The 24,146-nt window shown below is 70.1% G+C and carries 21 protein-coding genes, 1 tRNA gene, 1 pseudogene and 1 riboswitch; of the genes and pseudogenes, 11 read left to right on the forward strand and 12 right to left on the reverse strand.

The window, feature by feature from the left end; all coding sequences use genetic code 11:
• Positions 1-62: 62 nt before the first annotated feature.
• The 4 genes from ACFVT1_RS32620 (at position 63) to ACFVT1_RS32635 (ending at position 6,349) form a co-directional block, all read left to right on the forward strand.
• The gene (locus ACFVT1_RS32620; RefSeq protein ID WP_389802037.1) at positions 63-1,967 is read left to right on the forward strand and encodes a collagen-like protein; all 1,905 of its coding nucleotides are present in this window, start codon (positions 63-65) and stop codon (positions 1,965-1,967) included.
• 265 nt (positions 1,968-2,232) lie between these two features.
• On the forward strand, positions 2,233-3,489 hold the full coding sequence (gene lhgO / locus ACFVT1_RS32625) for an L-2-hydroxyglutarate oxidase (RefSeq protein WP_389802177.1): 1,257 nt from the start codon (positions 2,233-2,235) through the stop codon (positions 3,487-3,489).
• A 286-nt stretch (positions 3,490-3,775) separates the two neighbouring features.
• Positions 3,776-4,588 (forward strand): tRNA (guanosine(46)-N7)-methyltransferase TrmB, encoded by an 813-nt coding sequence (gene trmB / locus ACFVT1_RS32630; RefSeq protein ID WP_389802180.1) that lies wholly within the window; start codon positions 3,776-3,778, stop codon positions 4,586-4,588.
• Positions 4,589-4,648: 60 nt separating this feature from the next.
• Complete coding sequence (locus tag ACFVT1_RS32635; protein ID WP_389802039.1) at positions 4,649-6,349, forward strand: PrsW family intramembrane metalloprotease; 1,701 nt, start codon at positions 4,649-4,651, stop codon at positions 6,347-6,349.
• 86 nt (positions 6,350-6,435) lie between these two features.
• Here ACFVT1_RS32635 and ACFVT1_RS32640 read toward each other — a convergent pair whose 3' ends face one another.
• The 6 genes from ACFVT1_RS32640 to ACFVT1_RS32665 all read right to left on the reverse strand — a co-directional run bounded on the left by ACFVT1_RS32640 (position 6,436) and on the right by ACFVT1_RS32665 (position 12,749).
• Complete coding sequence (locus tag ACFVT1_RS32640; RefSeq protein WP_389802042.1) at positions 6,436-7,380, reverse strand: aldo/keto reductase; 945 nt, start codon at positions 7,378-7,380, stop codon at positions 6,436-6,438.
• Positions 7,381-7,640: 260 nt separating this feature from the next.
• The gene (locus ACFVT1_RS32645; protein WP_389802045.1) at positions 7,641-8,918 is read right to left on the reverse strand and encodes a M23 family metallopeptidase; all 1,278 of its coding nucleotides are present in this window, start codon (positions 8,916-8,918) and stop codon (positions 7,641-7,643) included.
• A gap of 11 nt (positions 8,919-8,929) precedes the next feature.
• A riboswitch (cyclic di-AMP (ydaO/yuaA leader) is annotated at positions 8,930-9,082 on the reverse strand.
• A gap of 282 nt (positions 9,083-9,364) precedes the next feature.
• Positions 9,365-10,528, reverse strand: coding sequence for a PP2C family protein-serine/threonine phosphatase (locus tag ACFVT1_RS32650; protein ID WP_389802048.1), 1,164 nt, complete (start codon positions 10,526-10,528; stop codon positions 9,365-9,367).
• A 220-nt stretch (positions 10,529-10,748) separates the two neighbouring features.
• Positions 10,749-10,822, reverse strand: a tRNA-Met gene (locus ACFVT1_RS32655).
• 284 nt (positions 10,823-11,106) lie between these two features.
• Positions 11,107-12,306: an SPFH domain-containing protein gene (locus tag ACFVT1_RS32660; protein WP_389802051.1), complete on the reverse strand. Its 1,200-nt coding sequence runs from the start codon at positions 12,304-12,306 to the stop codon at positions 11,107-11,109.
• 221 nt (positions 12,307-12,527) lie between these two features.
• Complete coding sequence (locus tag ACFVT1_RS32665) at positions 12,528-12,749, reverse strand: hypothetical protein (RefSeq protein WP_389802054.1); 222 nt, start codon at positions 12,747-12,749, stop codon at positions 12,528-12,530.
• 262 nt (positions 12,750-13,011) lie between these two features.
• Between ACFVT1_RS32665 and ACFVT1_RS32670 the strand changes: the two genes are divergently transcribed.
• On the forward strand, positions 13,012-13,422 hold the full coding sequence (locus tag ACFVT1_RS32670) for an SHOCT domain-containing protein (protein ID WP_389802057.1): 411 nt from the start codon (positions 13,012-13,014) through the stop codon (positions 13,420-13,422).
• A gap of 367 nt (positions 13,423-13,789) precedes the next feature.
• Entirely contained in the window at positions 13,790-15,184 is a 1,395-nt protein-coding gene (locus ACFVT1_RS32675; protein ID WP_389802059.1) for an FAD-binding oxidoreductase, read from the forward strand.
• A gap of 1,001 nt (positions 15,185-16,185) precedes the next feature.
• On the opposite strand, the gene ACFVT1_RS32680 is transcribed toward ACFVT1_RS32675, so the two are convergent.
• The 4 genes from ACFVT1_RS32680 to ACFVT1_RS32695 form a co-directional block, all read right to left on the reverse strand.
• Positions 16,186-16,932, reverse strand: a complete 747-nt coding sequence (locus ACFVT1_RS32680) for a hypothetical protein (RefSeq protein ID WP_389802062.1) — start codon at positions 16,930-16,932, stop codon at positions 16,186-16,188.
• A 102-nt stretch (positions 16,933-17,034) separates the two neighbouring features.
• Positions 17,035-17,490 (reverse strand): tellurite resistance TerB family protein, encoded by a 456-nt coding sequence (locus tag ACFVT1_RS32685; RefSeq protein ID WP_389802064.1) that lies wholly within the window; start codon positions 17,488-17,490, stop codon positions 17,035-17,037.
• 47 nt (positions 17,491-17,537) lie between these two features.
• Positions 17,538-18,119, reverse strand: a complete 582-nt coding sequence (locus ACFVT1_RS32690) for a TerD family protein (RefSeq protein WP_389802067.1) — start codon at positions 18,117-18,119, stop codon at positions 17,538-17,540.
• A gap of 56 nt (positions 18,120-18,175) precedes the next feature.
• Positions 18,176-18,751 (reverse strand): TerD family protein, encoded by a 576-nt coding sequence (locus ACFVT1_RS32695; protein WP_389802070.1) that lies wholly within the window; start codon positions 18,749-18,751, stop codon positions 18,176-18,178.
• Positions 18,752-18,963: 212 nt separating this feature from the next.
• Here ACFVT1_RS32695 and ACFVT1_RS32700 point away from each other — a divergent pair, with 212 nt between their 5' ends.
• From ACFVT1_RS32700 to ACFVT1_RS32710, 3 genes are all read left to right on the forward strand, one after another.
• Positions 18,964-19,395 carry a BlaI/MecI/CopY family transcriptional regulator gene (locus ACFVT1_RS32700; RefSeq protein ID WP_389802073.1) on the forward strand — a complete coding sequence of 144 codons (432 nt, stop codon included), beginning with the start codon at positions 18,964-18,966 and terminating at the stop codon, positions 19,393-19,395.
• Between the two features lie 4 nt (positions 19,396-19,399).
• Positions 19,400-20,332, forward strand: coding sequence for a M56 family metallopeptidase (locus ACFVT1_RS32705; RefSeq protein WP_389802183.1), 933 nt, complete (start codon positions 19,400-19,402; stop codon positions 20,330-20,332).
• A 267-nt stretch (positions 20,333-20,599) separates the two neighbouring features.
• Positions 20,600-21,505 carry an ion transporter gene (locus ACFVT1_RS32710; RefSeq protein ID WP_389802076.1) on the forward strand — a complete coding sequence of 302 codons (906 nt, stop codon included), beginning with the start codon at positions 20,600-20,602 and terminating at the stop codon, positions 21,503-21,505.
• A gap of 227 nt (positions 21,506-21,732) precedes the next feature.
• Here ACFVT1_RS32710 and ACFVT1_RS32715 read toward each other — a convergent pair whose 3' ends face one another.
• Together ACFVT1_RS32715 and ACFVT1_RS32720 are read right to left on the reverse strand one after the other, a co-directional pair.
• Positions 21,733-21,990: a hypothetical protein gene (locus ACFVT1_RS32715; protein WP_389802078.1), complete on the reverse strand. Its 258-nt coding sequence runs from the start codon at positions 21,988-21,990 to the stop codon at positions 21,733-21,735.
• A 32-nt stretch (positions 21,991-22,022) separates the two neighbouring features.
• Complete coding sequence (locus ACFVT1_RS32720) at positions 22,023-22,289, reverse strand: GlsB/YeaQ/YmgE family stress response membrane protein (RefSeq protein ID WP_389802081.1); 267 nt, start codon at positions 22,287-22,289, stop codon at positions 22,023-22,025.
• 248 nt (positions 22,290-22,537) lie between these two features.
• On the opposite strand from ACFVT1_RS32720, the pseudogene ACFVT1_RS32725 reads away from it, so the two are divergent.
• Together ACFVT1_RS32725 and ACFVT1_RS32730 are read left to right on the forward strand one after the other, a co-directional pair.
• Positions 22,538-23,098, forward strand: a pseudogene (locus ACFVT1_RS32725) (TerD family protein); the annotation flags it as partial.
• 677 nt (positions 23,099-23,775) lie between these two features.
• Positions 23,776-24,138, forward strand: coding sequence for an ArsR/SmtB family transcription factor (locus ACFVT1_RS32730; protein ID WP_389802084.1), 363 nt, complete (start codon positions 23,776-23,778; stop codon positions 24,136-24,138).
• The last annotated feature ends 8 nt before the right edge of the window (positions 24,139-24,146 follow it).

The following is a 24,146-nucleotide window of genomic DNA, read 5'->3' on the forward strand; positions in this document are numbered from 1 at the left end:
GGTACGAATGCCGCGCGCCGCAACGGTGACGCGGCGGCCGTCTGTGTGTCGAGGGGTGGCGCATGTCCAGGGAGCAACGCGGACCGAACGAGAAGCTCGGAACCGTTCTCGCCCTCGCGGGAATCAGCAACGCCGGGCTCGCCCGGCGGGTCAACGACCTCGGGGCGCAGCGCGGACTGACACTTCGGTACGACAAGACCTCGGTGGCCCGATGGGTCTCCAAGGGCATGGTGCCGCAGGGCGCCGCGCCCCATCTCATCGCGGCGGCGATCGGCGCCAAACTGGGCCGGCCGGTCCCCCTGCACGAGATCGGGCTCGCGGACGCCGACCCGGCGCCGGAGGTCGGGCTGGCCTTTCCGCGCGATGTGGCCGAGGCGGTCCGCTCGGCGACCGAGCTGTACCGGCTGGATCTGGCCGGGCGGCGGGCGGGCAGCGGCGGAATCTGGCAGTCGCTGGCCGGCTCGTTCTCGGTGAGCGCGTACGCGACGCCCGCGTCCCGCTGGCTGATATCCCCCGCCGATCCGTCGGTGGAACGCGACGCGACAGCCGCCGTGGCAGTCATCCTCGGCGCCCAGAACCCAAGGGGCGCACGCACCGGCGCAGGGGCGCAGAGGATGCCGGGCGCGGCGGGGAAGGACACGGCGGCGGAGTCCGGCGCACCGGTCGCCCCGGGCGCGGCGGGGACTCCTGCCACACCCGGCACGCCCGGCGCTGCGGCCATTCCCGGCACAGCGGGGACTCCGGCCACGCAGGACGCGCGAGGAGCGCTGCGGGCGCGACCGGCGCTCGGCACGCACGCGGCATCCGGAGCGCAGGCAGCGCCGACAGCGCAGGCACCGCAGGCACCGCAGGCACCGCAGGCAGCCCTGAACGCACAGGCGGCTCAGGCGGCGCTGGGAACCCTGGGAGCTCTGGGTACGCAGCGGGCACCGTCCATCCCCGCCCAGCCGGGCCCGGAGGCCCCGCCCGCGCCGCCCGCCACGTCCGTGTCCCCGTCCGCACCCGCCCACTCCGCGCCGGTCGGCCCGGTCACGAGCGACATCTCCCCGCTGCGGGTCGGCCACAGCGATGTCTCCAAGCTGCGCGAGGCGGCCCAGGACGCCCGCCGCTGGGACTCCAAGTACGGCGGCGGGGACTGGCGCTCCTCCATGGTCCCGGAGTGCTTACGGGTCGACGCCGCACCGCTGCTGCTCGGTTCGTACAGCGACGAGGTGGGCCGGGCGCTCTTCGGCGCGGCGGCCGAGCTGACCAGACTCGCCGGGTGGATGGCCTTCGACACCGGCCAGCAGGAGGCCGCGCAGCGCTACTACATCCAGGCGCTGAGGCTCGCGCGGGCCGCGGCCGACGTACCGCTCGGCGGCTATGTCCTCGCCTCGATGTCGCTGCAGGCGACCTACCGCGGTTTCGCCGACGAGGGGGTCGACCTCGCGCAGGCCGCCGTCGAACGCAACCGGGGGCTCGCCACGGCCCGCACCATGAGCTTCTTCCGTCTGGTGGAGGCACGCGCCCACGCGAAGGCGAGCGACGCCCAGGCCGCGGGGGCTGCGCTGAAGGCCGCCGAGGGCTGGCTGGAGCGTTCCCGGGCCGGTGACGCGGACCCGTCGTGGCTGGGCTTCTACTCGTACGACAGATTCGCGGCGGACGCTGCGGAGTGCCACCTCGACCTGAAGGCACCCCGGCAGGTGCGGCGCTTCACCGAGCAGGCCCTGTCGCGGCCGACCGAGGAATTCGTCCGCTCGCACGGGCTGCGGCTCGTGGTGTCGGCGGTGGCCGAGCTGGAGTCGGGGAACCTGGACGCGGCCTGCGCGGCGGGCACCCGGGCGGTGGAGGTGGCGGGCCGCATCTCTTCGGCGCGGACCACGGAGTACGTACGGGATCTGCTGCACCGGCTCGAACCGTACGGGCACGAGCCGCGCGTCGCCGAGCTGCGCGAGCGGGCCCGACCTCTGCTGGTGGCGCCCGCGTAAGCGTCCGGGCCGGACGCCCGGGCCGGACAACCGACCCGACGACCGGCCCGACGACTGGCTCGACGACCGGCTCGACGACCGGCGCGCCTGCCCCGCACCTCCGTGGCCTCGCCTCCGTGTCCTCACGGTGTACGCACGGCGTCCGGGCGGCATCCGGTGTGCCGTCCGGTCGCCTCCGGGCGTAAAGATCGGCGCCACGCTGGGCTTCACTGGTTTGAGTGCGTTGTCAGTGGGTCAGTGCACTATCGGGGTGGGAGGTGGCGTGGTGATGACGCACGCGGCGTACGACTGCGATGTGCTGGTGATCGGCGGCGGAATCGTCGGCCTGTCGACGGCGTATGCGATCACGCGCACCGCTCCGGGCACCCGGGTGACGGTGCTGGAGAAGGAGCGGGGCCCCGCCCGCCACCAGACCGGGCGCAACAGCGGAGTGATCCACAGCGGCATCTACTACCGCCCCGGCTCGCTCAAGGCCCGCTACGCCGTACGCGGTGCCGCCGAGATGGTCGACTTCTGCGCCGAGCACGGCATCGCGCACGCGGTGACCGGCAAGCTGATCGTCGCGACCGAGCGGTCCGAGCTGCCCCGGCTGCACTCCCTGGTCCAGCGCGGCCGGCAGCACGGGCTGCCGGTGCGCGAGCTGGGGCCCGCCCAGATCGCGGAGTACGAGCCGCGGGTGCGCGGGCTCGCCGCGATCCGCGTCGGGACGACCGGGGTGTGCGACTTCGGTGCGGTAGCGGCGCGGTTCGCCGCCGAGCTGAGCGGGGCGGGCGGGGTGATCCGTTACGGGGCGGAGGTCACCGCGATCGACCGGCGCCCCTGGGGCGTGGCGGTGCGCACGGCGGACGGTGCGGTGGTGCGGGCCCGGGTCCTGGTCAACTGCGCGGGGCTGCACTGCGACCGGGTGGCGCGGCTCGCGGGCGACGACCCGGGGGTGCGGATCGTGCCCTTCCGTGGGGAGTACTACGAGCTGGCGCGGCCGGAGCTGGTGCGCGGCCTGGTCTATCCGGTGCCCGATCCGGCGTTCCCCTTCCTCGGTGTGCATCTGACCCGCGGCCACGACGGCAGCGTCCACGTCGGACCGAACGCGGTGCCGGCGCTGGCCCGGGAGGGGTACGGCTGGTCCGTCGTGCGCCCCGGTGAGCTGGCGGACACCCTGACCTGGCCGGGCACCTGGCAGATCGCGCGCAGACACTGGCGGTACGGGGCGGGTGAGGTGCACCGTTCGCTGTCGAAGCGCGCGTTCACGGCAGCCGTGCGGCGGCTGCTGCCCGAGGTCACGGAGGCCGATCTGCGGCCCGCCCCGGCCGGGGTCAGGGCCCAGGCAGTGCTCCGGGACGGCACCCTGGTGGACGACTTCCTGATCCGTGAGGCACCGCACACGGTCCACGTACTGAACGCCCCGTCGCCCGCCGCGACGGCCTCCCTGCCCATCGGGCGGGAGGTGGCACGCAGGGCGCTGCTCCGGGCAGGGGAGACGGGGTGGAAGCCGCCCGCCGTAGAATCGGGGCATTGTGTCTGAGCCCTTGAACCCCTCCGCAGATTCCTCCGCTTCCTCCGCGAACCCTTCCGCCCCGGCACCGGGCGAGGCCGCGGCCGGGACGGGCAGCACCGTGGCCGGGACGAGCAGCACGGCAACCGGGACGGGCAGCACCGTGACCGGGACGAGCAGCACGGCAACCGGGACGGGCAGCACCGTGACCGGGACGAGCAGCACGGCAACCGGGACGGGCAGCACCGTGACCGGGACGGGCAGCACCGTGACCGGGACGGGCAGCGCCTCCACGGCCGATGCCGACGCCGCCGCCATGGCCATGGCCCACAGTCCTTCCTCCCCCGCTGCCGGGATTCCGGACGATCTGCGCGCCGCCTCCTTCGAGCGGCAGCGCAGGCTGCGCCAGGAACCGCGCTTCCCCGGCGGGCCCGCCGTCGATCCGGCCGGATCGCACCACGAGCGCCGGATCCGCAGCTTCCAGCCGCGCCGCAGCCGCGTCACGCCCGGCCAGGAGGACGCGCTGCTGCGGCTGTGGCCGAAGTGGGGCCTGGACATCGACGGGCAGCGTGTCCTGGATCTGCCCGAACTGTTCGACGGGCTCCCGGTCGTGCTGGAGATCGGTTTCGGCATGGGTGAGGCCACCGCGCAGATGGCGGCCGCCGACCCGGGCACGGGCATTCTCGCCGTCGATGTGCACACCCCGGGCCAGGGCAACCTGCTCGGCCTCGCGGACCGGAACGGACTGTCCAACGTCCGGGTCGCCAACGGTGACGCGATCATCCTGCTGCGCGAGATGCTGAAGCCGGACTCGTTGGACGGGCTGCGGGTGTACTTCCCCGATCCCTGGCCCAAGAAGCGCCATCACAAGCGGCGGCTGATCCAGCCGGAGTTTCTCGATCTGGCGGCGCAGCGGCTGAAGCCGGGGGCCGTGATCCACTGCGCGACCGACTGGGAGCCGTACGCCGAGCAGATGCTGGAGGTGCTGTCCGCACACCCGCTGTTCGAGAACACCCAGGCGGACGGCGGCTATGCGCCGCGGCCGGCGTTCCGGCCGCTGACCCGGTTCGAGGGGCAGGGCCTCGACAAGGGTCACGTCGTCCACGACCTGCTCTTCGCCCGCCGCTGAGCCGATAGCCCTGGTGCCCCATGGCCAGGTGTCAGTGCTGCTCGTTAGGGTCATCGGGTGGTGTCCGACGGGTCTGTCCAGCAACGGCAGTCGCAGCCGGCCGTCCCGGTGCTCGAGGAGCAGCGGGTCGGCGAGATCCTGGCTGCCGTACCGGAGCGGAGGCACTGGCGTTACCGGCCGCGCCGCGTCGGGATGGTGTGGCGCAGCAGGACATTCCGCATCGCGGCCGTGTGCACGGTGCTCGCGCTGTGCGGACTGGCGATCCTGGCCCTGGTCCGCGATCAGACGGGCACCGAGGGATTTCTCGTCGGCCTGGGTCTCGCCGTGCTGCCCGTCCCGCTCCTGATGGCCGCGTTCCGCTGGCTGGACCGGGTCGAACCGGCGCCCTGGCGGAATCTGCTGTTCTCCTTCGCCTGGGGGGCGTTCGCGGCCGCTCTGGTCGCGATCCTGGCGAATTCGTTCGCGACCCGCTGGATAGCCACGGCCACCGCCGACCCGTCGCACGCCGACACCCTCGGTGCCACGGTCATAGCGCCGGTGATCGAGGAGAGCGCCAAGGCCGCGGCCGTCCTGCTGATCTTCCTGTTCCGAAGACGGGAGTTCAACGGGATCGTCGACGGCATCGTCGTCGCCGGCTTCACCGCGAGCGGCTTCGCGTTCACCGAGAACATCCTCTACCTGGGCAACGCCTTCGGTGAGGACCAGCAGATCGGTACCTCGGGCGTCGTCTCGGTGACGGCCGCGACGTTCTTCGTACGGGCGGTGATGTCGCCGTTCGCGCATCCCCTCTTCACCGTGCTGACCGGCATAGGCTTCGGGCTCGCCGCAGCCGGTGCGCGGCGCCGCCGGATCCGGCGCATCGCGCTGCCGCTGCTCGGACTCGTCCTCGCCATGGGCATGCATGCCCTGTGGAACGGGTCGGCGACGTTCGGCCCGTACGGTTTCTACGCCGTGTACGGGCTTTTCATGGTCCCGGTCTTCGGCCTGGTGACCTGGCTGGCGATCTGGTCGCGCCGACGGGAGCTGCGTACGCTCGCCGCGGAGCTGCCCGCCTATGCGGCGGCCGGCTGGCTGACCCCCGCCGAACCACTCGCCCTCTCCTCGATGCGGGCCCGCGGCATGGCCCGTGACGCGGCACGCCAACGACACGCGGCGGCGGCCGGGGGAATCCGGGTGGGTCCGTACGGACCGGGACACTGGCCGCCGCCGTACGCGTCGGCATATGGGCCGGGACACGGGCAAGGACCGGGGCACGTGCAGGGATACGGGCCAGGATACGGACCGGGATACGGACCAAGGCCGTACCCCGGTCCGGGCCCGGGACCGGGGTACGCACCCGGCTACGGACCGGGATTCGGACCGGGATTCGGACCGGGTTACGCACCCGGATACGCGCCGAGGCGCGCGCAGGTCAGGGCTCATGTCGAAGCGCAGGCCAAGGCCCACGGCAGAGCTGCCGCCCGCGCGGTCGCCGAGTACGAATCATTCGCGACCTCACTGGCCTCGCTGCGTCGGCAGGCCCGCCGTGGGACCGCGGGCCCGGACTTCGCCGAGCGCGAGCTGGAGCTGCTGCACCACCTCTGGCAGCGCCGGGGCGTGGCCGCCCCCGCGCTGACGTACGCGGCGCAGGCGACGGGCCGCCTGCACCCCCACCACGTGCCGCCGGCCCCGCACGCCTACCCGCGGCCGGCGCACCCGCAGCCCGGCGGGAACGGGTACAACCCCTACCTGAACCCGCACCGGCCACCGCCCCCGCAGTAGGGCCGTTCACGAACAGGCGACCGCGACCACGATCCATGAACGGCCGCCCGCCCTCGCTCCCGCCCTCGTGCTCGTGCTCGTGCCCGTCAGGCGGATGCCTCGGTGAGTTCCGCCAGTTCCTGCTCGGTCAGCCGGAGGTCGGCGACGGCCACCAGCGCGGGCAGCTGCTCGACCGTACGGGCCGAGGCGATCGGCGCGGCGACGGTCGGCCGGGACGCGAGCCAGGCCAGGGCGACGGTCGCGACCTCAGCGTCGTGCCCCTGGGCGACCTTGTCGAGCGCGGCCAGGACCTTCTGCCCCCGCTCCGACCCCAGGTACTCACCGGCCTTCTCGGCGCGGGCACTCTCCACCGAAGCACCCGGACGGTACTTGCCGGTGAGGAAGCCGGAGGCCAGAGCGAAGTACGGGACGGCGGCGAGCCCGGCCCGTGCGGCCGTCTCCTGGAGCTCGCCCTCGTACGTGTCGCGCGAGACCAGGTTGTAGTGCGGCTGAAGGGCGACGTACCGGGCGAGCCCCTCGCGCTCCGAGAAGTCCAGGGACGCCTGGAGCCGCCCGGGGCTGATGTTGGAGGCAGCGATCTCCCGGACCTTGCCCTCCTTCACGAGCTTGTCGAGGGCGGTGATGATCTCCTCGACCGGGACGGTCTCGTCGTCGAAGTGCGTGTAGTACAGATCGATGTGGTCGGTGCCGAGCCGGCGCAGCGACTCCTCGGCCGCGGCCTTGATGTTCGTGGCGGAGAGCCCCTTGTACGAGGGGTGGGCGCCGACCTTGGTGGCGACGACGATGTCGGAGCGGTTGGAGCGGGCCGCGAGCCACTTCCCGATGACGGTCTCCGACTCGCCGCCCTCGTTGCCCGGGACCCAGGCGGAGTAGGCGTCGGCGGTGTCGATGAAGTTGCCGCCCGCCGCGGCGTAGGCGTCCAGCACCGCGAACGACTGCGCCTCGTCGGCGGTCCAGCCGAAGACGTTGCCGCCGAGGGCGAGCGGGAAGACCTGAAGGTCGGAGGAGCCCAGCTTGCGAAGAGAAGTCATAAATGGATCAACGAATCCCGGCGGCACCACTATTCCGACGGGCCGACTGCTCCGCGGGCCGAATGCGCCAGCTGGCCGAACGCACCGGCTGACCGAATGCACCGGCTGGCCGAATGCGCCGGCTGTTCCCTCTGCTCCGACGGCTGTGCTGCTCCGGCAGACCGGCAGCCCTGACGTCGGGGGGTGAGCGTCAGGGCTGCCGGGGTTCAGCGGCCGGCGAACCGGCTCGGATCACGCGGATCGGGAGGGTGACCTGCGGATCAGGGGTTGAGGCCCTTGCCGCGCAGCCAGGCCATCGGGTCGATGCCCGTACCGGCGGGGGTGTGGACCTCCAGGTGGAGGTGCGCGCCGGTCACGTTGCCGGTCGCGCCGACTCGGCCGATGGTCTCACCGGTGGAGACCTTCTGGCCGACGCTGACGCCGATGGAGGACTGGTGGCAGAACCACAGCTCCGTACCGTCGTCGAGCTCCAGCACCGTGCGGTAGCCGTACGAACCGGACCAGCCGGCCGACTTGACGGTGCCGCCGTGTATGGCCTTGATCGGCGTACCCGTCGGCGCTGCGAAGTCGAGGCCGGTGTGGTAGCCGGAGGACCACATCGAGCCGGCTTGGCCGAAGGTCGAGGTGATCGTGTAGGAGGAGGTCGGAAGGGCGTAGCTGGCGGCGAGCTTGGCGAGCCGCAGGGCCTCGGCCTTCTTCTTGGCCTCTTCCTCCGCCTTCTTCTTCTCCGCGGCGGCCTTGGCCTCGGCGGCGTCCTGCTGCTTCTTGGCCTCGGCGGCGGCCTTCTCCGCGGCCTCCTTCTCCTGGGCGGCCTTCGCCTCGGCGTCGGCGGCGTCCTGCTGCTGCTCCGCCTGCTGGAGGATGCGCGCGCGGAGCGCCTCACCCGCGTCCACCGTGCCCTGTTCGGCCTCGGCGGTCGTGAGACCGGCGGTGGTGAGCGGGGCAGCAGTGGCGGCGTCCGCGGCCTTGTCGGCTTCGGACTCGTCGGAGAAGAGAGAGCCCACGCCCGGAAGGGACTTGGCATCGGGGAGGTTGTCCGCGATGGAGTCGGGAAGGGAGATGGAGACCGGCGGTTTGCTCTGCGCGGTGGCCATGCCGCCCGCACCGACCGCCGCGATGACGCCGACCCCGAGCACCGTGGAGCTACGGGCAAGTCCGTTGCGCTGCTTGGCGACGCGGTGCTTGCCGCGTACGGGGCGGACGGACTCCTCGGTGGGGTTCCACTCGTCCCGGCCCCGCTCGGGCCCGCCGTTGCCGTCGGCGCGGAATTCGCCGCCGAGCCCACCGGCGAAGTCGCCGCCAGGCTCGGTGCCGTATGCCGTTCCCGTCGCGACGGTGCCGTAGTCGGTGCCGTACGCCGATCCCGTCGCGACAGTGCCGTAGTTGGCACCGTAGGCGGTTCCGGTCCGGGCGGTTCCGTAGTCGGCGCCGAAGCCGGAGTCGGGTCCGGCCGGGGAATCGAAGTCAGCGACGACATCGGAAACGAAGTCGGGGTTGAACCGAGAGGGGGCCTCGGGGGCAGGCTTGTTGGACGCCACGGGGGCGCACTCCTTTCCTTCCTTCTCGCCTACCGGGTTAGCTGACGGGTTCGGAGCAGGAAGGTCTCCTACGGGCCCCTCCGTCTCTCACGAGACGCAGGTGTCCGATTCACCCCATGTAGGTGGTTCCCCGGTTCCCTTGCGGAATTCGGCGCTCGCGCACGGTGCCGCCACTGACGACGGCTGGGACGACCGCGCTGCGTTATCGAACGTTAATAGACACCCGTGCCTGATTCCAAGCTGTTCCCACTGATCGTTCATGTCTTTGGCCTGGACTTTACGGGGCACAATCGGGCGGAACGGTATGAGTTGATCGACCTTCAGTCATTACCCGGATTCTGACGTTGCGTCAAATGTTATGCGGAGCGGTGCGCTTCGATTACGTACGGTGGGCATCCCGCGCCCGAGGTCGCGCCCGGCTCGCGCGGAGCTCACGCCCCCGCCCGTCACACCTCTTCCAGACCCACGATCTTCACGGTCCTGCGCCGGTCCGGCTGCCCCTCCGCGGGACGCACGACCGCGAGCAGCGCCATGTCGTCGGTCGTCTCGCCACCCGTGTGCAGCCGTACGTCATCGGTCAGCGCGGACAGCAGCTCCTCGGGCCCCGGAAAGATCCGCCCCCGCAGCCGGGCCGCCGGGTCGTAGAAGACGCCGTCGGCGTTCCGCGCCTCGGAGAGACCGTCCGTGTACAGGAGGAGGGTCGTCCCCGCCGGCAGATCCCACTCGTCCGCCCGGTCGGGCCACACGCCCAGGTCCATCCCGAGGGGCAGCGCGGGCACCGTGGGCCCCAGCACCTCCAGCTCCCCGTCCGGGTGCAGCAGGATCGGCTCGGGATGACCGCGGTTGACGATCCGCACCCGGGACCCCCCGGGCGGGATCTCGGCCAGCACGGCGGTGATGAAGCCCTCGACCGCGTCGAGCCCGCCCCGCCGCGTCCCCTCCCGCGCCAGTGCCCGCTCCAGCCGCTGCGCCACGCCCTCCAGCGAACGCTCCTGCTCGGCCGCCTCCCGGAACGCCCCGATGATCACCGCCACCGACTCGACGGCATCGAGTCCCTTCCCCCGTACGTCCCCGACGACCAGCCGCACCCCCTGCGGGGTGTCCGTCACGGCGAACAGGTCGCCGCCGACGAACTCGTCCGCCTGCGCCGCCTCGTACCGCGCCGCCACATGCAGCCCGCCGATCCGGTCGGACGGCTTCGGCAGCACCGCCCGCATGGCCGTCTCCGCGATGACCCGCGCGGAGGCCAGCTGCTCATTGCCCCGCCGTACGACCCCGTTGATCACAACGGCGAGGACGGAGACGGTGGCCAGGGTGAGCAGCTCGATCAGCGGCACGACCTGCGGCAGCGTGGCGCTGTACAGCCGCAGCACGATGACGGCCAGCATCGAGGCGATGCCGGTGCAGATGGTCCTGGACAGCGAGAAGAACGGCGCGGCGATCAGCGGCGCCGCCACGAACAGCGGAATGGCGGTGAAGGTCGGCGGCGTCAGGAGATCGAACACCAGCCCGCCGACGATCATCAGGGCGGGCAGCGCGCGGACGAACCGCCGGGTACGGGTGCCGTCGCCCTCGGCATGCCTGCCGCGCCGCCTCAGCCGCTTCCACACCTGTGGTCTCCTGCCCGGTACGCGCGCGGCTGCGGACGGTACCGCGCCCCACCCCCAGGCTCACCGGAGCGGAGTCGCCCGGCGACTCCTCATCGGCCAATGGGGGTACGTACGTGGCACAGCTCACACACCACCCGGACCTGCTCCTTCGTGGGTCGACGGGTCGGCCGGAACGAGTCAGGCCCGGCACGCTGTATGCGTGCCGGGCCTGACTCTTCAGTAGCGGGGACAGGATTTGAACCTGCGACCTCTGGGTTATGAGCCCAGCGAGCTACCGAGCTGCTCCACCCCGCGTCGGTAAACACAACTGTACGGCATGTGCGGCGGGCTCATGACCACGGAACGAATCATGACCGCCCGGCACCCACTCCGGCGCCCACTCCGGCGCTCGCCCGGCACGCGGCTGTCGACGCCCGACACCCGACGCCCGGCCCCAGCAGTCGGCCTCTGCGCCCCGCCCCGCCGCATCTTCTCCCCGGGGGCCCCGCCGCCCCGTGGCCCCGTGGCCCCGCGACCCTGCGGCCCTGCCGTCCTGCCGCCCTGCCGCCCTGCCATCCTCAATTCGTCTCGGGGAGTCCTCAATTCGTCTCGGTGATACGGGGAGCGGTCTTCCCGTCGACCGCCGGGGACTTCATCGGATTCGCGCCCCGTTGCAGGGCCTGGAGGATCGCCAGCCCCTGGCTGACCACGCCCGCCGCCATCTCGTTGACACCACTGGTGCCGTTCAGAACGGTGAGGTCGGCCCCCGACATGCCGCGGGCGGCCGCGTCGGCCAGGACGGGCAGGTTCTCGACGATGCGGTTGGCCGCGATGAGCTCCTGATTGCCGTCGCGCAGCGAGGCGGCGCGCGCGCTGTTGGCGTCGGCCTGTGCCTGGGCGAGGGTCCGTTCGGTGTACGCGTTGCCGTCGGCCTCGAACTTCACCCGGTCACGGGCCGCCTCTGCGAGGGTGCGCTGCCGGTACGCCTCGGCGTCCGCCGGACGCCGCACCTCTCCTTCGAGCCGCTGCGCGGCGAGCGCGGCCTGCCGCTCGGCCAACGCGGTCTGCTCCTCGATGACCTCCTGCGAGGCCCTGGCCCCGGCAAGGGGCCCGGCCTGCGCGGCGCGGGCGTTGTACTGCTCGGTCTCGGCGAGGAATCCGGCCCGCTTGATCGCGGTATCGCGTTCGTACTCCGCCTTGAGCGCGGCGGCCTGCTGCTCGCGCTGACTGGCTTCCTGGTCGGCCTTGGCCTCGGCGATCCGGGCCTGGCTGGCGACGGCGGCGGCATGCGGGGCGGCGAGGTTCTTGATGTAGCCGGTGGCGTCTTCGATCTCCTGGATCTGGAGGGCGTCCACCACGATGCCGAGTTTCTCCATCTCGCCGTGGCTGCCGGCGACAACCTCCTGGGAGACCCGGTTGCGCTCGCGGATGATCTGCTCCACGGTCAGCCCGCCGACGATGGAACGCAGATGGCCCGCGAAGATCTGGCCGACGAGCTCCTCCATCTGTTCCTGCTCGGTCAGGAAGCGGCGCGCCGCATTGGCGATGGACACCGCGTCGTCGCCGACCTTGAAGACGGCGACGGCCCGGACGTTCAGGCGGATGCCCTGCTGCGTCACGCAGTCCTCGGTGATCTCCGCCTCGCGCAGCGCCAGGGAGAGCATGCGCGCCTTCTGCTTCACCGGGAGCACGAAACTGCCGTGGCCGGTGACGATCCGGAACTGGGTGTCCAGCGTCTGCCCCTTGGAACCGGATATGAGCATCGCCTCGTTGGGGGCGGGAACGTGCCAGAAGAACATCGGAAGACTCCTGCCGTACGTGTCTGCACATCCGCTCACACGGGTGCGTGAGCGCTCGACGCGGTTACGTCACTGCTCGACGCCGGTACGTGCGCACTCGACGCGGGTACGCACGTGCTCGACGCAGGTACGTCACTGCTCGACGCGGGTACGTCACTGCTCGGCATCGATACGTCACCGCCTCGCGCAGATACACCGCTTCCTGGCGCCCTCGCATCGCCTCAGGGCGGCAGACGCTCCACGATCACGCCGCGCGCCGAGACCGAGTCGACGACAACGACGCGTGCGTCCCTGTCGATCGACGTCGCCGACCATGCGGTGTAGGCCTCGGACCCACCCCGTACGGCCACCAGTACTTCTCCCGGGCCCCCGACCGGAATCGGCACCGTGACACGGCCGATCGCCCCGACCGGGCTCCGGGCGGACTCATCTGCTGTGCGCATGTGCCCTCGCGAGCGTCCATGCGCGGGGCTGCTCGCACTGCCGCTCACGCCGCTTCTCACGCCGCTTCACGAACACGGGGCGACCCCGCCTCCTGGAGGCCGGAGCCTCCCGGGCCTCCCTCGACATTCCCACGGTACTCCGCAGCCGCGACCGAGGGCGGCCCGGAGATCACCCGGAGGCAAGGCCCGATATCTGGTGATATGACTGATTTACCATTCAGCCAGTCGACGCGATGAACTCGCGGTGATCAGGGAGCCGACCGTGGATAATTACCCCCTGCTCAACCTCTTCTGGACCATGCTCTGGTTCTTCCTCTGGATCATGTGGCTGTTCCTGCTGTTCAAGGTCATCGCGGACATCTTCCGCAGCGACGACCTCGGCGGCTGGGGCAAGGCGGGCTGGCTCATCGTGGCCCTGCTGCTGCCGTATCTCGGCGTCCTGCTGTACGTGATCGTGCGCGGCAAATCCATGGGGAAGCGGGACATCAAGGAGGCTCAGGACCGGGAGGCGGCCTTCAAGGCGTACGTACGGGAGGCCGCCGGCACCTCCGAGGCGAACGCCCCGAAGGAGGGCAAGCACGTCGACGACCTGGCGAGACTCGCCGAGCTCAAGGACCGGGGCGCCATCACGGACGAGGAGTACCAGCGGGCGAAGACAAAGCTCCTCGTCTGAGCGAGCACCCCGCTGCCGGGCCCGTGGGGCCCGTATGCCCCCGGACCTGTGCCCGGGGCCCGTGAGGTCCGTAGAGCCTGTGTGCCCCGGCCCGTGAGTCCCGTGGAGCCTCTGCGCCCCGGCCGTGAGGCCCGTGACGCGCATGTCCCTTCTCCCCGCGGTCCGGCGACTGGCGCGGTTCCCGGACCGCGGGGACGCTTGAGGCATCAGGCCACGGTGGCCGCTTCCGCCCGCGGTTCCCGGGGGCGCCGAGGCGTCGGCGCCCCCGGGCGTACCGGGCACACCGGGCAGACAGCCCGACGGCCCGGCAGCGGAGCCCGGCAACGTGTGCGGTCACCGTCCCGGCGCGCGAGAAGAGGGCCGGACCATGAACGGCAGCGGCACCAGGCTCGAAACCCCGGACGCGTTGCGGGCGGTGCTGCGCGGCCCCGTGATCGGCCCCCGGGACCCGGAGTACCGGGACGCCCGCACGATCTACAACGCCATGATCGACAGACGTCCGGCAGCGGTGGTGCGGTGCAGCGACGCGGCGGACGTCATGGCCGCGGTCGATGCCGTCCGCGACGAGGGGCTCGTGCTCGCGGTCCGCGGCGGCGGACACAGCGGCGCCGGCCTGTGTCTGGTGGACGACGGCGTCACCATCGACCTGTCGCCCATGCGCTGGGCGCACATCGACCCCGCCGCGCGAACGGCCACGGTCGGCGGCGGCGCCACGCTCGGCGACCTCGACCACGCCGCCCACGCCTTCGGACTGGCCACCCCCGCCGGAATCCAGTCGACCACCGGTGTCGGCGGCCTCACCCTCGGCGGCGGCCACGGCCACCTCACCCGCAGATACGGCCTGACGGCCGACAACCTGCTGGCCGCGGACGTGGTCCTGGCGGACGGCACCGCGGTGACGGCGAGCGGCACCATGCATCCCGACCTGTTCTGGGCGCTGCGCGGCGGGGGCGGAAACTTCGGCATCGTCACCTCCTTCACCTTCCGGATGCACCCGGTGGACACCGTGGGCGTCGCCATCACCTTCTGGCCGGTCGACCGGACCCCCGACGTGCTGCGCTGGTACCGCGACTTCCTGCCGGCGGCCCCCGAGGACCTGAACGGCTTCTTCGCCGCACTCACCGTGCCGCCCGGTCCGCCGTTCCCGGAGGAGATCCACGGTCAGCGGATGTGCGGGATCGTGTGGTGCTGGACGGGCGGTCCCGACCTCCTCGAAGCCGCCCTGAAACCCGTCGGCGAACCCGGCCCGCCCGCCTTCCACTTCGCGGCGCCGATGCCCTATCCCGCCCTGCAGTCCATGTTCGACGAGCTGCTCCCGGCCGGCCTGCAGTGGTACTGGCGCGGCAACTTCTTCGACCGGATCTCCGACGACGCCATCGCCGTACACGCCAAGTACGCCGAGAACCTCCCCACCGACCTGTCGACCACTCACCTCTACCCGGTCGACGGCGCCGCCCACCGGCCGGGCCCCGACGACACCGCCTGGGCCTACCGGAACGCGGTCTGGTCGGGCGTCATCGCGGGCATCGACCCGGACCCGGACAACGCCGGGAAGCTCAGGCAGTGGTGCGTCGACTACTGGGAGGAGCTCCACCCGCACTCGATGGGCGGTACGTACGTGAACTTCATCGGCGCGGGCGAGACCCCGGACCGGGTACGCGCCACCTACCGCGACCACTACGACCGCCTGGCAGCCGTCAAGCGCACCTACGACCCGTACAACTTCTTCCACGCCAACCAGAACATCGAGCCGGCGGCCTGAGGGCTGCGCCCCTACGGCGCGGCCATAAGTCTCCGCGGACCGCCGCGAGTTCACCTGTCACGGCTCATCGCTCCCGCCGGGGAGATCACCGACCCTCACCTGGACACCGTCGCGCAGCACGTAGGCGTCATAGGGCCGCCCCACTCCGGAGAGGCGGTCGAGGATCGGCTCGGCACCGTGGACCACGGAAGCCGCGCCAAGCGCTTCACGGCCTGTTCCACGGCCGACTGACACACGCGCCGGATCCATCAGTCGTGCACCGGTCCATCAGTCGTGCACCGGCTCGGAGTCTCGAACGTTCACGAGCTCGTGGTCCGCCTCCGCTGTTCTGCGGCTCCACCGGATGGCGGCCGTCCCGGTCCCGGACATCCCTGCGCGTACGGTCGCGGCGGGCGGGACGGAGGCATCCGCTCGCGCACGGGGTCCACAACGGCGGAGCGCCTCTACCGGATGAAACCGATCGAGGCGCTCCCCAGCAGGTCAGAGGAGTTTCCCCGCCCTGCGTCGCGTAGGCCGTGTGGGACTCGAACCCACAACCAACGGATTAAAAGTCCCGGCAGGATCCTGCCGGGACTTCCGTCAGTTTCCGCGCTGGTCAAGAAATGCCTGGTCAGAGGCATGCCGCATGCTGGCCGGTCCAAGGTTGCATGCGCCCTGTCAGCACGTCCGCTCACGCATCGCTCACGCATCCAGGCCCCGTTGAAGACGACCAAGCCAACACACCTTCCAAATGTTCATCAGGGATCCAAGGTGGGCCGGTGGGCGTTCCGGCTTGCGGCCTTCTCGCAGGCGGGGCCACGGACTCGCACCGCGACCGCCTTGCGCACCAAGTGGGCGGCAACGCGGTTCGGCGGCCGCCGTACGCGGACCCGAACGTCATTTCATGTGGCGAAGAGCAGGCCGACCGCCCACGCGCAGTTCAGTGACAACACCCACCACGAAATACGGAAGACCCATCTGATCGCGCCATGGATCAGCCCGGGCCGGGCACAGCCAGGGGGTTACGTCGGCGCCTTCGGGCTGCCAAAACCGGGCCCCGAGAAGTCCGGGCTCCCGAAGTCGGGGCTGGAGAAATCGGGACTTCGGTAGCGGGGGCCCGCCTCCCGGCCGCTGTCCGGGGGAAGTGCGTCGGGTTTCCGGAGTTCGTCACGGAGGAAGGGGAGAAGGGAGTTGTCCCGGAGGCTCTGCAGCCAGGCTTCGCGCGCCTTGTTCACCTCGGGTGACCGAGCGGCGCGCGACCTCGGCGCGGACGCCGTGTGTTGCACGGCCGTGCGGTAGAGGTAGAAAAGGCCGACGGCGGCCGTCGTTGCACCTATGCCGAAGCTGGCCCAGCCTGCGGTGATCAGCGCGTCGGCCGTGGGTGTTCGTCCGCCCGCCAGGGCCAGGCCGTAGCCGATGAGCAGAAATGCGGCCGCGGCGACGGCGGCAAGGACCGGGGTGAGGACGGCCAGGACAGGCAGCAGACCTGCCCCGTACTCCTCCTGCTCTCCGCGGCCGGACAGAGGGAGGATTCGGCGCGAGTCGTCACTGCCGGCCGTCTGCTGCCGCAAGGACGTGTAGGTCCGGTACTCGGTATCGGCGGCCGCCGCAATGCGGTGCCCGGCACTGAGTCCGCGCAGACGCAGCTGACCGATGGTGAGGGAGGACTGCTCCAGCAGGCCCCGTATCTCGGAGGTTCGTATGGCCTCGTCCAGCGCCAGCGCGTAGTCGGGTCTGTCCTCGTCCTGCAGTCTGTACGTCCTGGTCACGCCATCCCCCGTCGAGTACGGACCTCGCCATGAATCCCCTCGTCCGGCGGGCAAGGGGGTGGGCGCGCCGTGTGTGTACAGCACGCCCACGCCGCTGAGGACCTACAGGTCGAACTCGGCCGGCGAGATGCCCACCGCGAAGCAGGCTTCGCGGACCACGGCACGTTCGGACTGGTCGAAGTGGCCGTCGGCGCCGCCGATGACGATGCCGATCTGAACGACAGCGCGGGCCTCGGCAGGCTTCTTGCTGACCTTTCCGATGGTCTGCAGGATGCCGACCTTTCCGAAGTCGAAGTCGGAAGTCAGCTGTTGGCAGTACTCGTTGAACCGGCGCTGCAGATCGTCGGCGGGAAAGTTCTGCAGGACGTCGTTGCTCACGATCAGGGCCGCGACCCGCTGCCGCTCGGTGGGGTCGATGGACCCGTCCGCGGCTGCGACGAGGGCGCACATGGCCATGCTCGCATCGCGGAAGGCACCGCTCTTGAGGTCGTTCTTCTTGGCGTTGAGCTGTGTCTGCATTGTCGAGGCCGATTCCTTGATGCGGTCCCACAGCGCCATGCAAATGCTCCAGGTGTGGTGATTCTGTCCGGTGGGTGGAGGTGGTTCTAGAGGTGTGCGGCGACGGCCGGCAGCAGATCCTGGAAGGTGCGCCCGTCGGCCGGGACGCCGATGGCTGTCATCTGCCATCCCGCACCCGACCGTTGAACCTTGGCCATGATCTGAGCGGTGTGGCGCCCGCCGCCGGTCAGCGTGTAGCGGGCCAGTTCCTGACCGGTGGTCTCGTCGACCAAGCGGCAGAAGGCGTTGTCGACCTCTTCGAAGGTCTGGCCGGTGAAGGAGTTCACGGTGAAGACGATCTGGTCCACGTGGGCCGGGACGCGCGACAGGTCGACGACGATCGACTCGTCGTCGCCGCCCTGGCCCGCGCCGCCGACCTGGTTGTCGCCAGTGTGCCGGACCGACCCGTCGTCGCTGGTCAGGTGCTGGAAGAAGACGACGTCCTGCGGAGCCTTGTCGGCGAAGAGGACGGCCGAGGCGTCGAGGTCGATCTCGCGGGCGGTCAGCCGGGCGAGGAAGCCCTTACGAGGGGCGGACTTCCATCCCAACCCCATGCGTACGACGGTGAGTTCGCCGCCGCCGGATTTGGCGAGGCTGATCTGCTGGCCCTTGGACAGGTTGACGGTCATGGCTCCACTCTCGGCAAGGCGCGGTGCTGGGGCGGGGAGGGTCGGGCCGAGCCCGGTCAGAGGCTGACTCCGAAGTCCGCGACGATGCCGCTGAGGCCGGAGGCGTAACCCTGCCCGACAGCACGGAACTTCCACTCGGCTCCGTTGCGGTACAGCTCCCCGAAGACCATGGCCGTCTCCGTGGAGGCGTCCTCGCTGAGGTCGTAGCGGGCGATCTCGGCTCCGCCTGCCTGGTTGACCACGCGGATGTACGCGTTGCGGACCTGCCCGAAGCTCTGGCCCCGTCCCTCCGCGTCGTGGATGGAGACCGGGAACACGATCTTGGCGATGTCGGCCGGTACAGCGGACAGGTCGACCTTGACGATCTCATCGTCCCCCTCGCCCTCCCCGGTGAGGTTGTCGCCGGTGTGCTCGACCGAACCGTCCGGGCTCTTCAGGTTGTTGTAGAAGACGAAGTACTCGTTGGACTGCACCTTGCCGGCCTCGTCGCACAGCAATGCGCTGGCGTCCAGGTCGTAGTCCGTTCCAGTGGTCGTACGGACATCCCAGCCCAGACCGACGAGGACCGCGGTCAGCCCGGGCGCCTCCTTGGTCAGCGAGACATTTCCGCCCTTGGCGAGGCTCACACCCATGGATTTCTCCCTCTACGCAGCGGTGTGCCCGCGCGTGACCGTGCGGGCACCGAGTGACAACAGCGGAAATCTACAGCACTGTAGAGTTGGCATGAGACGTGCGGGCCTGGGATTCACCGATCACGTGAGGCGCCCGAGGGGCTGGGTACTATGCCCCGGCGCCCGGCAGTTGTACGAGCGGCATCGGGGAACGGTACGAAAGGGGCCGCGTCGTGGGCGCAGAGGAAGACGGCCGTACACGGGATCCGCGCGCCCGCCGGCGCGGACAGGGCGAGCTCGAAGCACAGGTGCTGTCCGTACTGGGCGAGGCCACCGAGCCCGTCACCGCAGCTTGGGTGCAGGAGCGCCTCGACGGCGGCTTGTCGTACAGCACGGTCATCACGATTCTGACGCGGCTGCTCGACAAGCAGGCGGTCACGCGCACCGGTTCGGGGCGCCCGGTTCTGTGGCAGTCGACGGCGAGTGGTGCAGGACTTACCGCTTTCCGTATGCGGCGGCTCCTCGATCAGCGGGACGACCGGGATGCCGTGCTGTCCAGCTTCGTCTCTGCGCTGTCGCCGGACGACGAGGACCTACTGCGGTCGCTGCTCAACGAGACCGGTCCAGAACCTTCCGACCCGTCCACGGATGAATCGGAGAGCTGAACCGATGGGCGTCTTCGTCTATCTGCCCCTTCTTCTGCCTCTCACGGCGCTGCCCATCGCTCGCCTGGCCGAGCAGCATCTGCACCCACGCAGCGCCGCCCGTCTCCTGACTAGCATCGCTGTCATTCTTGCGTCGTGCAGCACCCTCTGTCTCGGCCTTCTGGTCGTGGTCGGTACCGCCCAACTGCCCGGCAACCCGCTGCCCGACGGCTGGTCCGACGACGAGGTACGGGAGGCTGTTCCACACGACAAACTCGCCGGGAAGACGTCGATCGTCGCCCTCGCGCTCGTAGCCATGGCCTGCGCATCCACGGTGCAGCGCCACTACCGTTTCCGGGCCCGTGCGCACAGAGCACTCGCGGAGCTGCCGACGAAGTCCGAAGTCGCCGTTCTGCCCGACAGCGTGCCGTATGCCTACGCGTTACCCGGTTCACCTGGCAGGATCATGGTTACTTCCGCCATGCTCGCCTGCCTGACGACGGCTGAGCAGGGTGCACTCCTCGCGCACGAGCGGGCCCATCTGGCAGGCCGACACCACCGCCTGCTACTCGCTGCCCAACTGGCCGGCTGTGCCAACCCGCTCCTGCGACCGCTGCGCGCGGCCATCGCGTACAGCACGGAGCGCTGGGCGGATGAGGAAGCCGCCATCGATACCGGAGACCGGCGGCTCACGGCCCGCGCCGTAGGCAAAGCGGCTCTCATCTCACACCGGGCGGCCGCTCCTGCCGTCGCCGCCTTCGCCGCGGCCGGGCCTGTCCCCCGGCGGGTGGCCGCACTGCTGGGCCCGGTCCCGCCGGAGCGGGGCTGGCCACCTGCTCTCACTTCCACGGGCATCGCGACGTTCTTCGCCGCGGCAGGAACGGCGGTGTCCACTCTGTCCTCGCTGAACGCGGCCTTCGCGCTGTTCGTCGTACTTGAAGCGGCGACGCCGCTGTAGTCGTGGCGCCGGGCGCATAGAACCCGGCGGAAGCACTATGCGTCGCAGCACACTGGCGACCGCAAAGCTGATCAGCTCTCCGGCCACCGCTGCCGCCGGTTTCCATCCGGACATCCGGGTCGAAACCGATACACCAGGAGAATAGGCGCCGACCGCCTGAGATCTGCCCACGGGAGCCATGACATCCCGCCTCGTTGCCGATCCCGGCACGCCTTAAGATCCACTTCAAATGCTGACCGGAAGGGTCTGCGAGGGATGGGATCAGGAATGTCCGACCGGACCGGTCAGTTACGAAGTGCCGTGGCGACGCGCAGTCGTCACATCGTGGACTCCGGGGCATTCACCGCCGTGGTCTTCTGCCTCATTATGGGCAACGCCGCCCTCCTCGGCGTCGAGACCTACGCCGACGCCGTGCACGAATGGCACACCCCGCTCAAGGCGACCGAGCATCTGTTCCTCGCGGCGTTCACTGCGGAAATCCTGCTGCGGGCCGCAGCGTACGCAGACCGGCCCGGAGACTTCTTCCGTGACCCGTGGAACGTTTTCGACCTGGCGGTGGTCGCCCTGGCGTTCGCGCCCTTCGCCCGCGAGAACGCCACTGTCCTGCGCCTCCTGCGGCTGGCTCGCGTCGTGCGCGCGGCCCGCTTCCTGCCTCAGCTGCGGATTGTCATCGTGGCCGTGGGCAAGAGCCTGCCCGGCACTGTGAGCTTCGTCCTTGTCGGGGCGCTCCTGCTGTACATCTACGCCATGGTCGGCTGGGTGTTCTTCGCCGCGGCCGACCCGGAACACTACGGATCACTCGGCCGCGCCGCCCTCACTCTCTTCCTTCTGATCACCCTCGATGGTCTCGGCGATGCAGTGCGGGCCGGCTTGGAGATCTCCCGCTGGACCATCGTCTATTTTGCCTCTTTCGTTCTGCTCGGCTCGTTCCTCCTGGTGAACCTGCTGATCGGAGTAGTCATCAACTCTCTCCAAGAGGCCCGGGAGATGGAGACCGAACGGAACGAGGAGGTCCCGTCACCACGTACTGCAACAGCCGGCGCAGAGTCCGAGCTGCGTGAGCAGTTGGCTGCCGCGCGTAGGGCTCTTGACGACATCGAAGCAGGGCTCGCGCACAGCAGCACTGGAGAAGGGAGCCCGGACACTATCGAGACGGCGAGCGCCCGCCTCTGACCGGAATTGTCTGGGTGCGGGAGGCGGCTGGTTCAGCCGTCGGGGCTGCGGGGCGATCCTGCGCGGTAACTACGGCCGCAGTGACCTCGGACTCGCCTTCTGAACGGCGACACGATGTATTTCCGAGCTTCGGAGTCTCTCGACTGTCCGCGTCCCCGCTCATGCGGGGATGATCTCCGAGCCTCGATCCTTCTGCGACGCGTCGCGGCGCCCGTCCAGGCGTCGCGTCAGATGGTGACCTCGTCAGTTCCCTTTGGCAGCCAGGCTTCTTCGCGCAGGAACCGCAAGCCATCAAGGCCACGATGACCGTGGAACCCTCGTAGGCCCAGGACACTCAGCGGATGCGGCAGGTGGCCGACGAAGTCCCGGACCTTCAGTCCGCAGGCCCGCCGGGAGAGCTGGATGACCTTGGGCGTGGTGCCGAACTGGCTCGCTACACCCTCGGCGGTGGCACCCGCACGGCGCAGATCACGGCCGAGTGCCACCGGGATGGCGGGGCTGGGGAAGCCGTAGCTGGTCAGTCCCGGGAGTTGCCGAACAGGAGGCGGTATCCGATGAGCAGGACGAGGGAGCCGCCGATAGCCGCGCCCCAGGTGGTCAGGTCGAAGAACTCCTTCTCCACCGGGCGGTCCAGGAATCGGGCGGAGATCCAGCCACCCACGAAGGCGCCCGTGATACCGATGAGCGTCGTACCGATGAAACCGCCCGGATCGCGGCCGGGAAGCAGGATCTTGGCGATCGCACCCGCGAGGAGCCCGAGGGTGATCCAGCTGATGATGCCCATGTCGTCGTCTCCTTGCCGAGCCGTGTTCGGGATCGTCTCCCGCCCGACCGGTCGTCGTATGTTGCTCAGTTGCGCAAACTACAGATACCCAAAGGACGCAGTCCCGGGGACGGGCGGTTGCATGTTCTTCGGGTGTAAGATCAGCAGGAACAGTCACTTAAGATATTGCGCAACTATGGAACTCAACGTCTCCGGACCACGTTGAGCAAGACGAGCGCGCAACGCCGGAGCGACTGCGGAGGAAGTTCATGGGTGTGCTCCTGACCAAGGGCGGAAACGTCGCATTGAGCAAACAGGCCCCCGGCCTGACTGCCGTGACGGTCGGGCTTGGATGGCAGGTGGGAGCCGGCTGCGATCTGGACGCCAGTGCGCTGCTGTGTGACCAGGCAGGGAAGGTCCTGTCTGACCAGCATTTTGTCTTCTTCAACAACCTGAGCAGCCCGGATGGCTCGGTCCGCCATTCCGGAAACGGAAGCACCAGCGCTGGAGAGGACGACGAACAGGTCCATGTCGACCTCGCCAGGGTTCCGATCAACGTCGCGAAGATCGTCTTTCCGGTGTCCATCTACGAGGGTGCGGCCCGGGGCCAGAACTTCGGCCAGGTGCGCGGCGCCCACATTCGCGTGACCGACCGGGAAGGCGACGCCGAGCTGGTGCGCTACGACCTGGCGGCCGGGAGCCTGTCGGCGGAAATCGCGATGATCTTCGGTGAGCTGTACCGGCACGGTGCGGAGTGGAAGTTCCGCGCAGTAGGACAGGGCTACGCCTCCGGGCTCGCGGGTATCGCCACCGACTACGGCGTCGACGTCCTGAGCGAGGCAACGGGGCCGAAGTCCACCACTCCGGCGCCGGCCGCCGCGGACGGCAGAGGCACTAGTACATACGCGCCGACGACGCCTTCGGTACCGACACCGACCGTCGTCGTGCCGCAGCCGCCGACAGTCGCCGAACCACCACAACCAACAGGGAGTTCTCCCATGACTTGCTTCTTCGATCCCAGCCATGGTCCCGGCATGACGCCCGTGACGTGGTCTCCGCAGTGGGGTGTGCCCCGGCAGATCCAGGTATGCGGCGGCTGCGCCCAACGAGTGCAAACAACCCCTCCGCCGTACTACACCCCACCCCAGCCTGGATATCCGCAGGCCGGCTACCCGCAGCAGCCGCAGGCCGGCTACCCGCAGCAGGGCTATCCGTCCCAGCACGCCGACCACCAAGACCAGCAAGGCGGCCGCAGATTCGGCACGGGTGCGCTCATTGGCGCCGGCGCGGCCGGCCTGGTCGGAGGTGCGCTGCTCAATGAGGCATTCAGTGACGACGAGCCGGAAGTGGTCGTGAACAACTACTACGAGGACTGACCTGCCGATCCTGTCGCGCCCGCCCGGTCACCTCGTCGGATGGCCGGGTGGATGCGCGAAAGGCGCGGGTGTCGGACACCTAGACTGGACCAGGACACGGGACGGTGACCAGGACGGAACGGGAGCGGGTTGTGGCGGCAGACGTTGGTGGCCCCGAGGATCCGCCCGCCGGGGTGCTGGCCGAGGCAGCCGCCGCGTTCGGGTTGCTGGCGTCTTCGGCGCGGCTGCACATCATGTGGGCGCTGGCACAGGGTGAGAGTGATGTCACCCACCTCGCGGTCCGGGTGGGCGGGACTCTGCCCGCAGTCAGCCAACACCTGACAAAGCTGAGACTTGCCGGTCTCGTACGCTCCCGCCGCGATGGCCGACGCCAGGTCTACTACGTCGACGATCCCGATATCGTGACCGTGGTCCGGCTCATGGTCGGCCAGCTGGCCGCACGCGCCGAGGTAGCGTCGGGACCGGTGGGTCGACTGCGCGAGACCGGTGCCTGATACCTCCG

Source organism: Streptomyces sp. NPDC057963 (assembly GCF_042887155.1).
GTDB lineage: Bacteria > Actinomycetota > Actinomycetes > Streptomycetales > Streptomycetaceae > Streptomyces.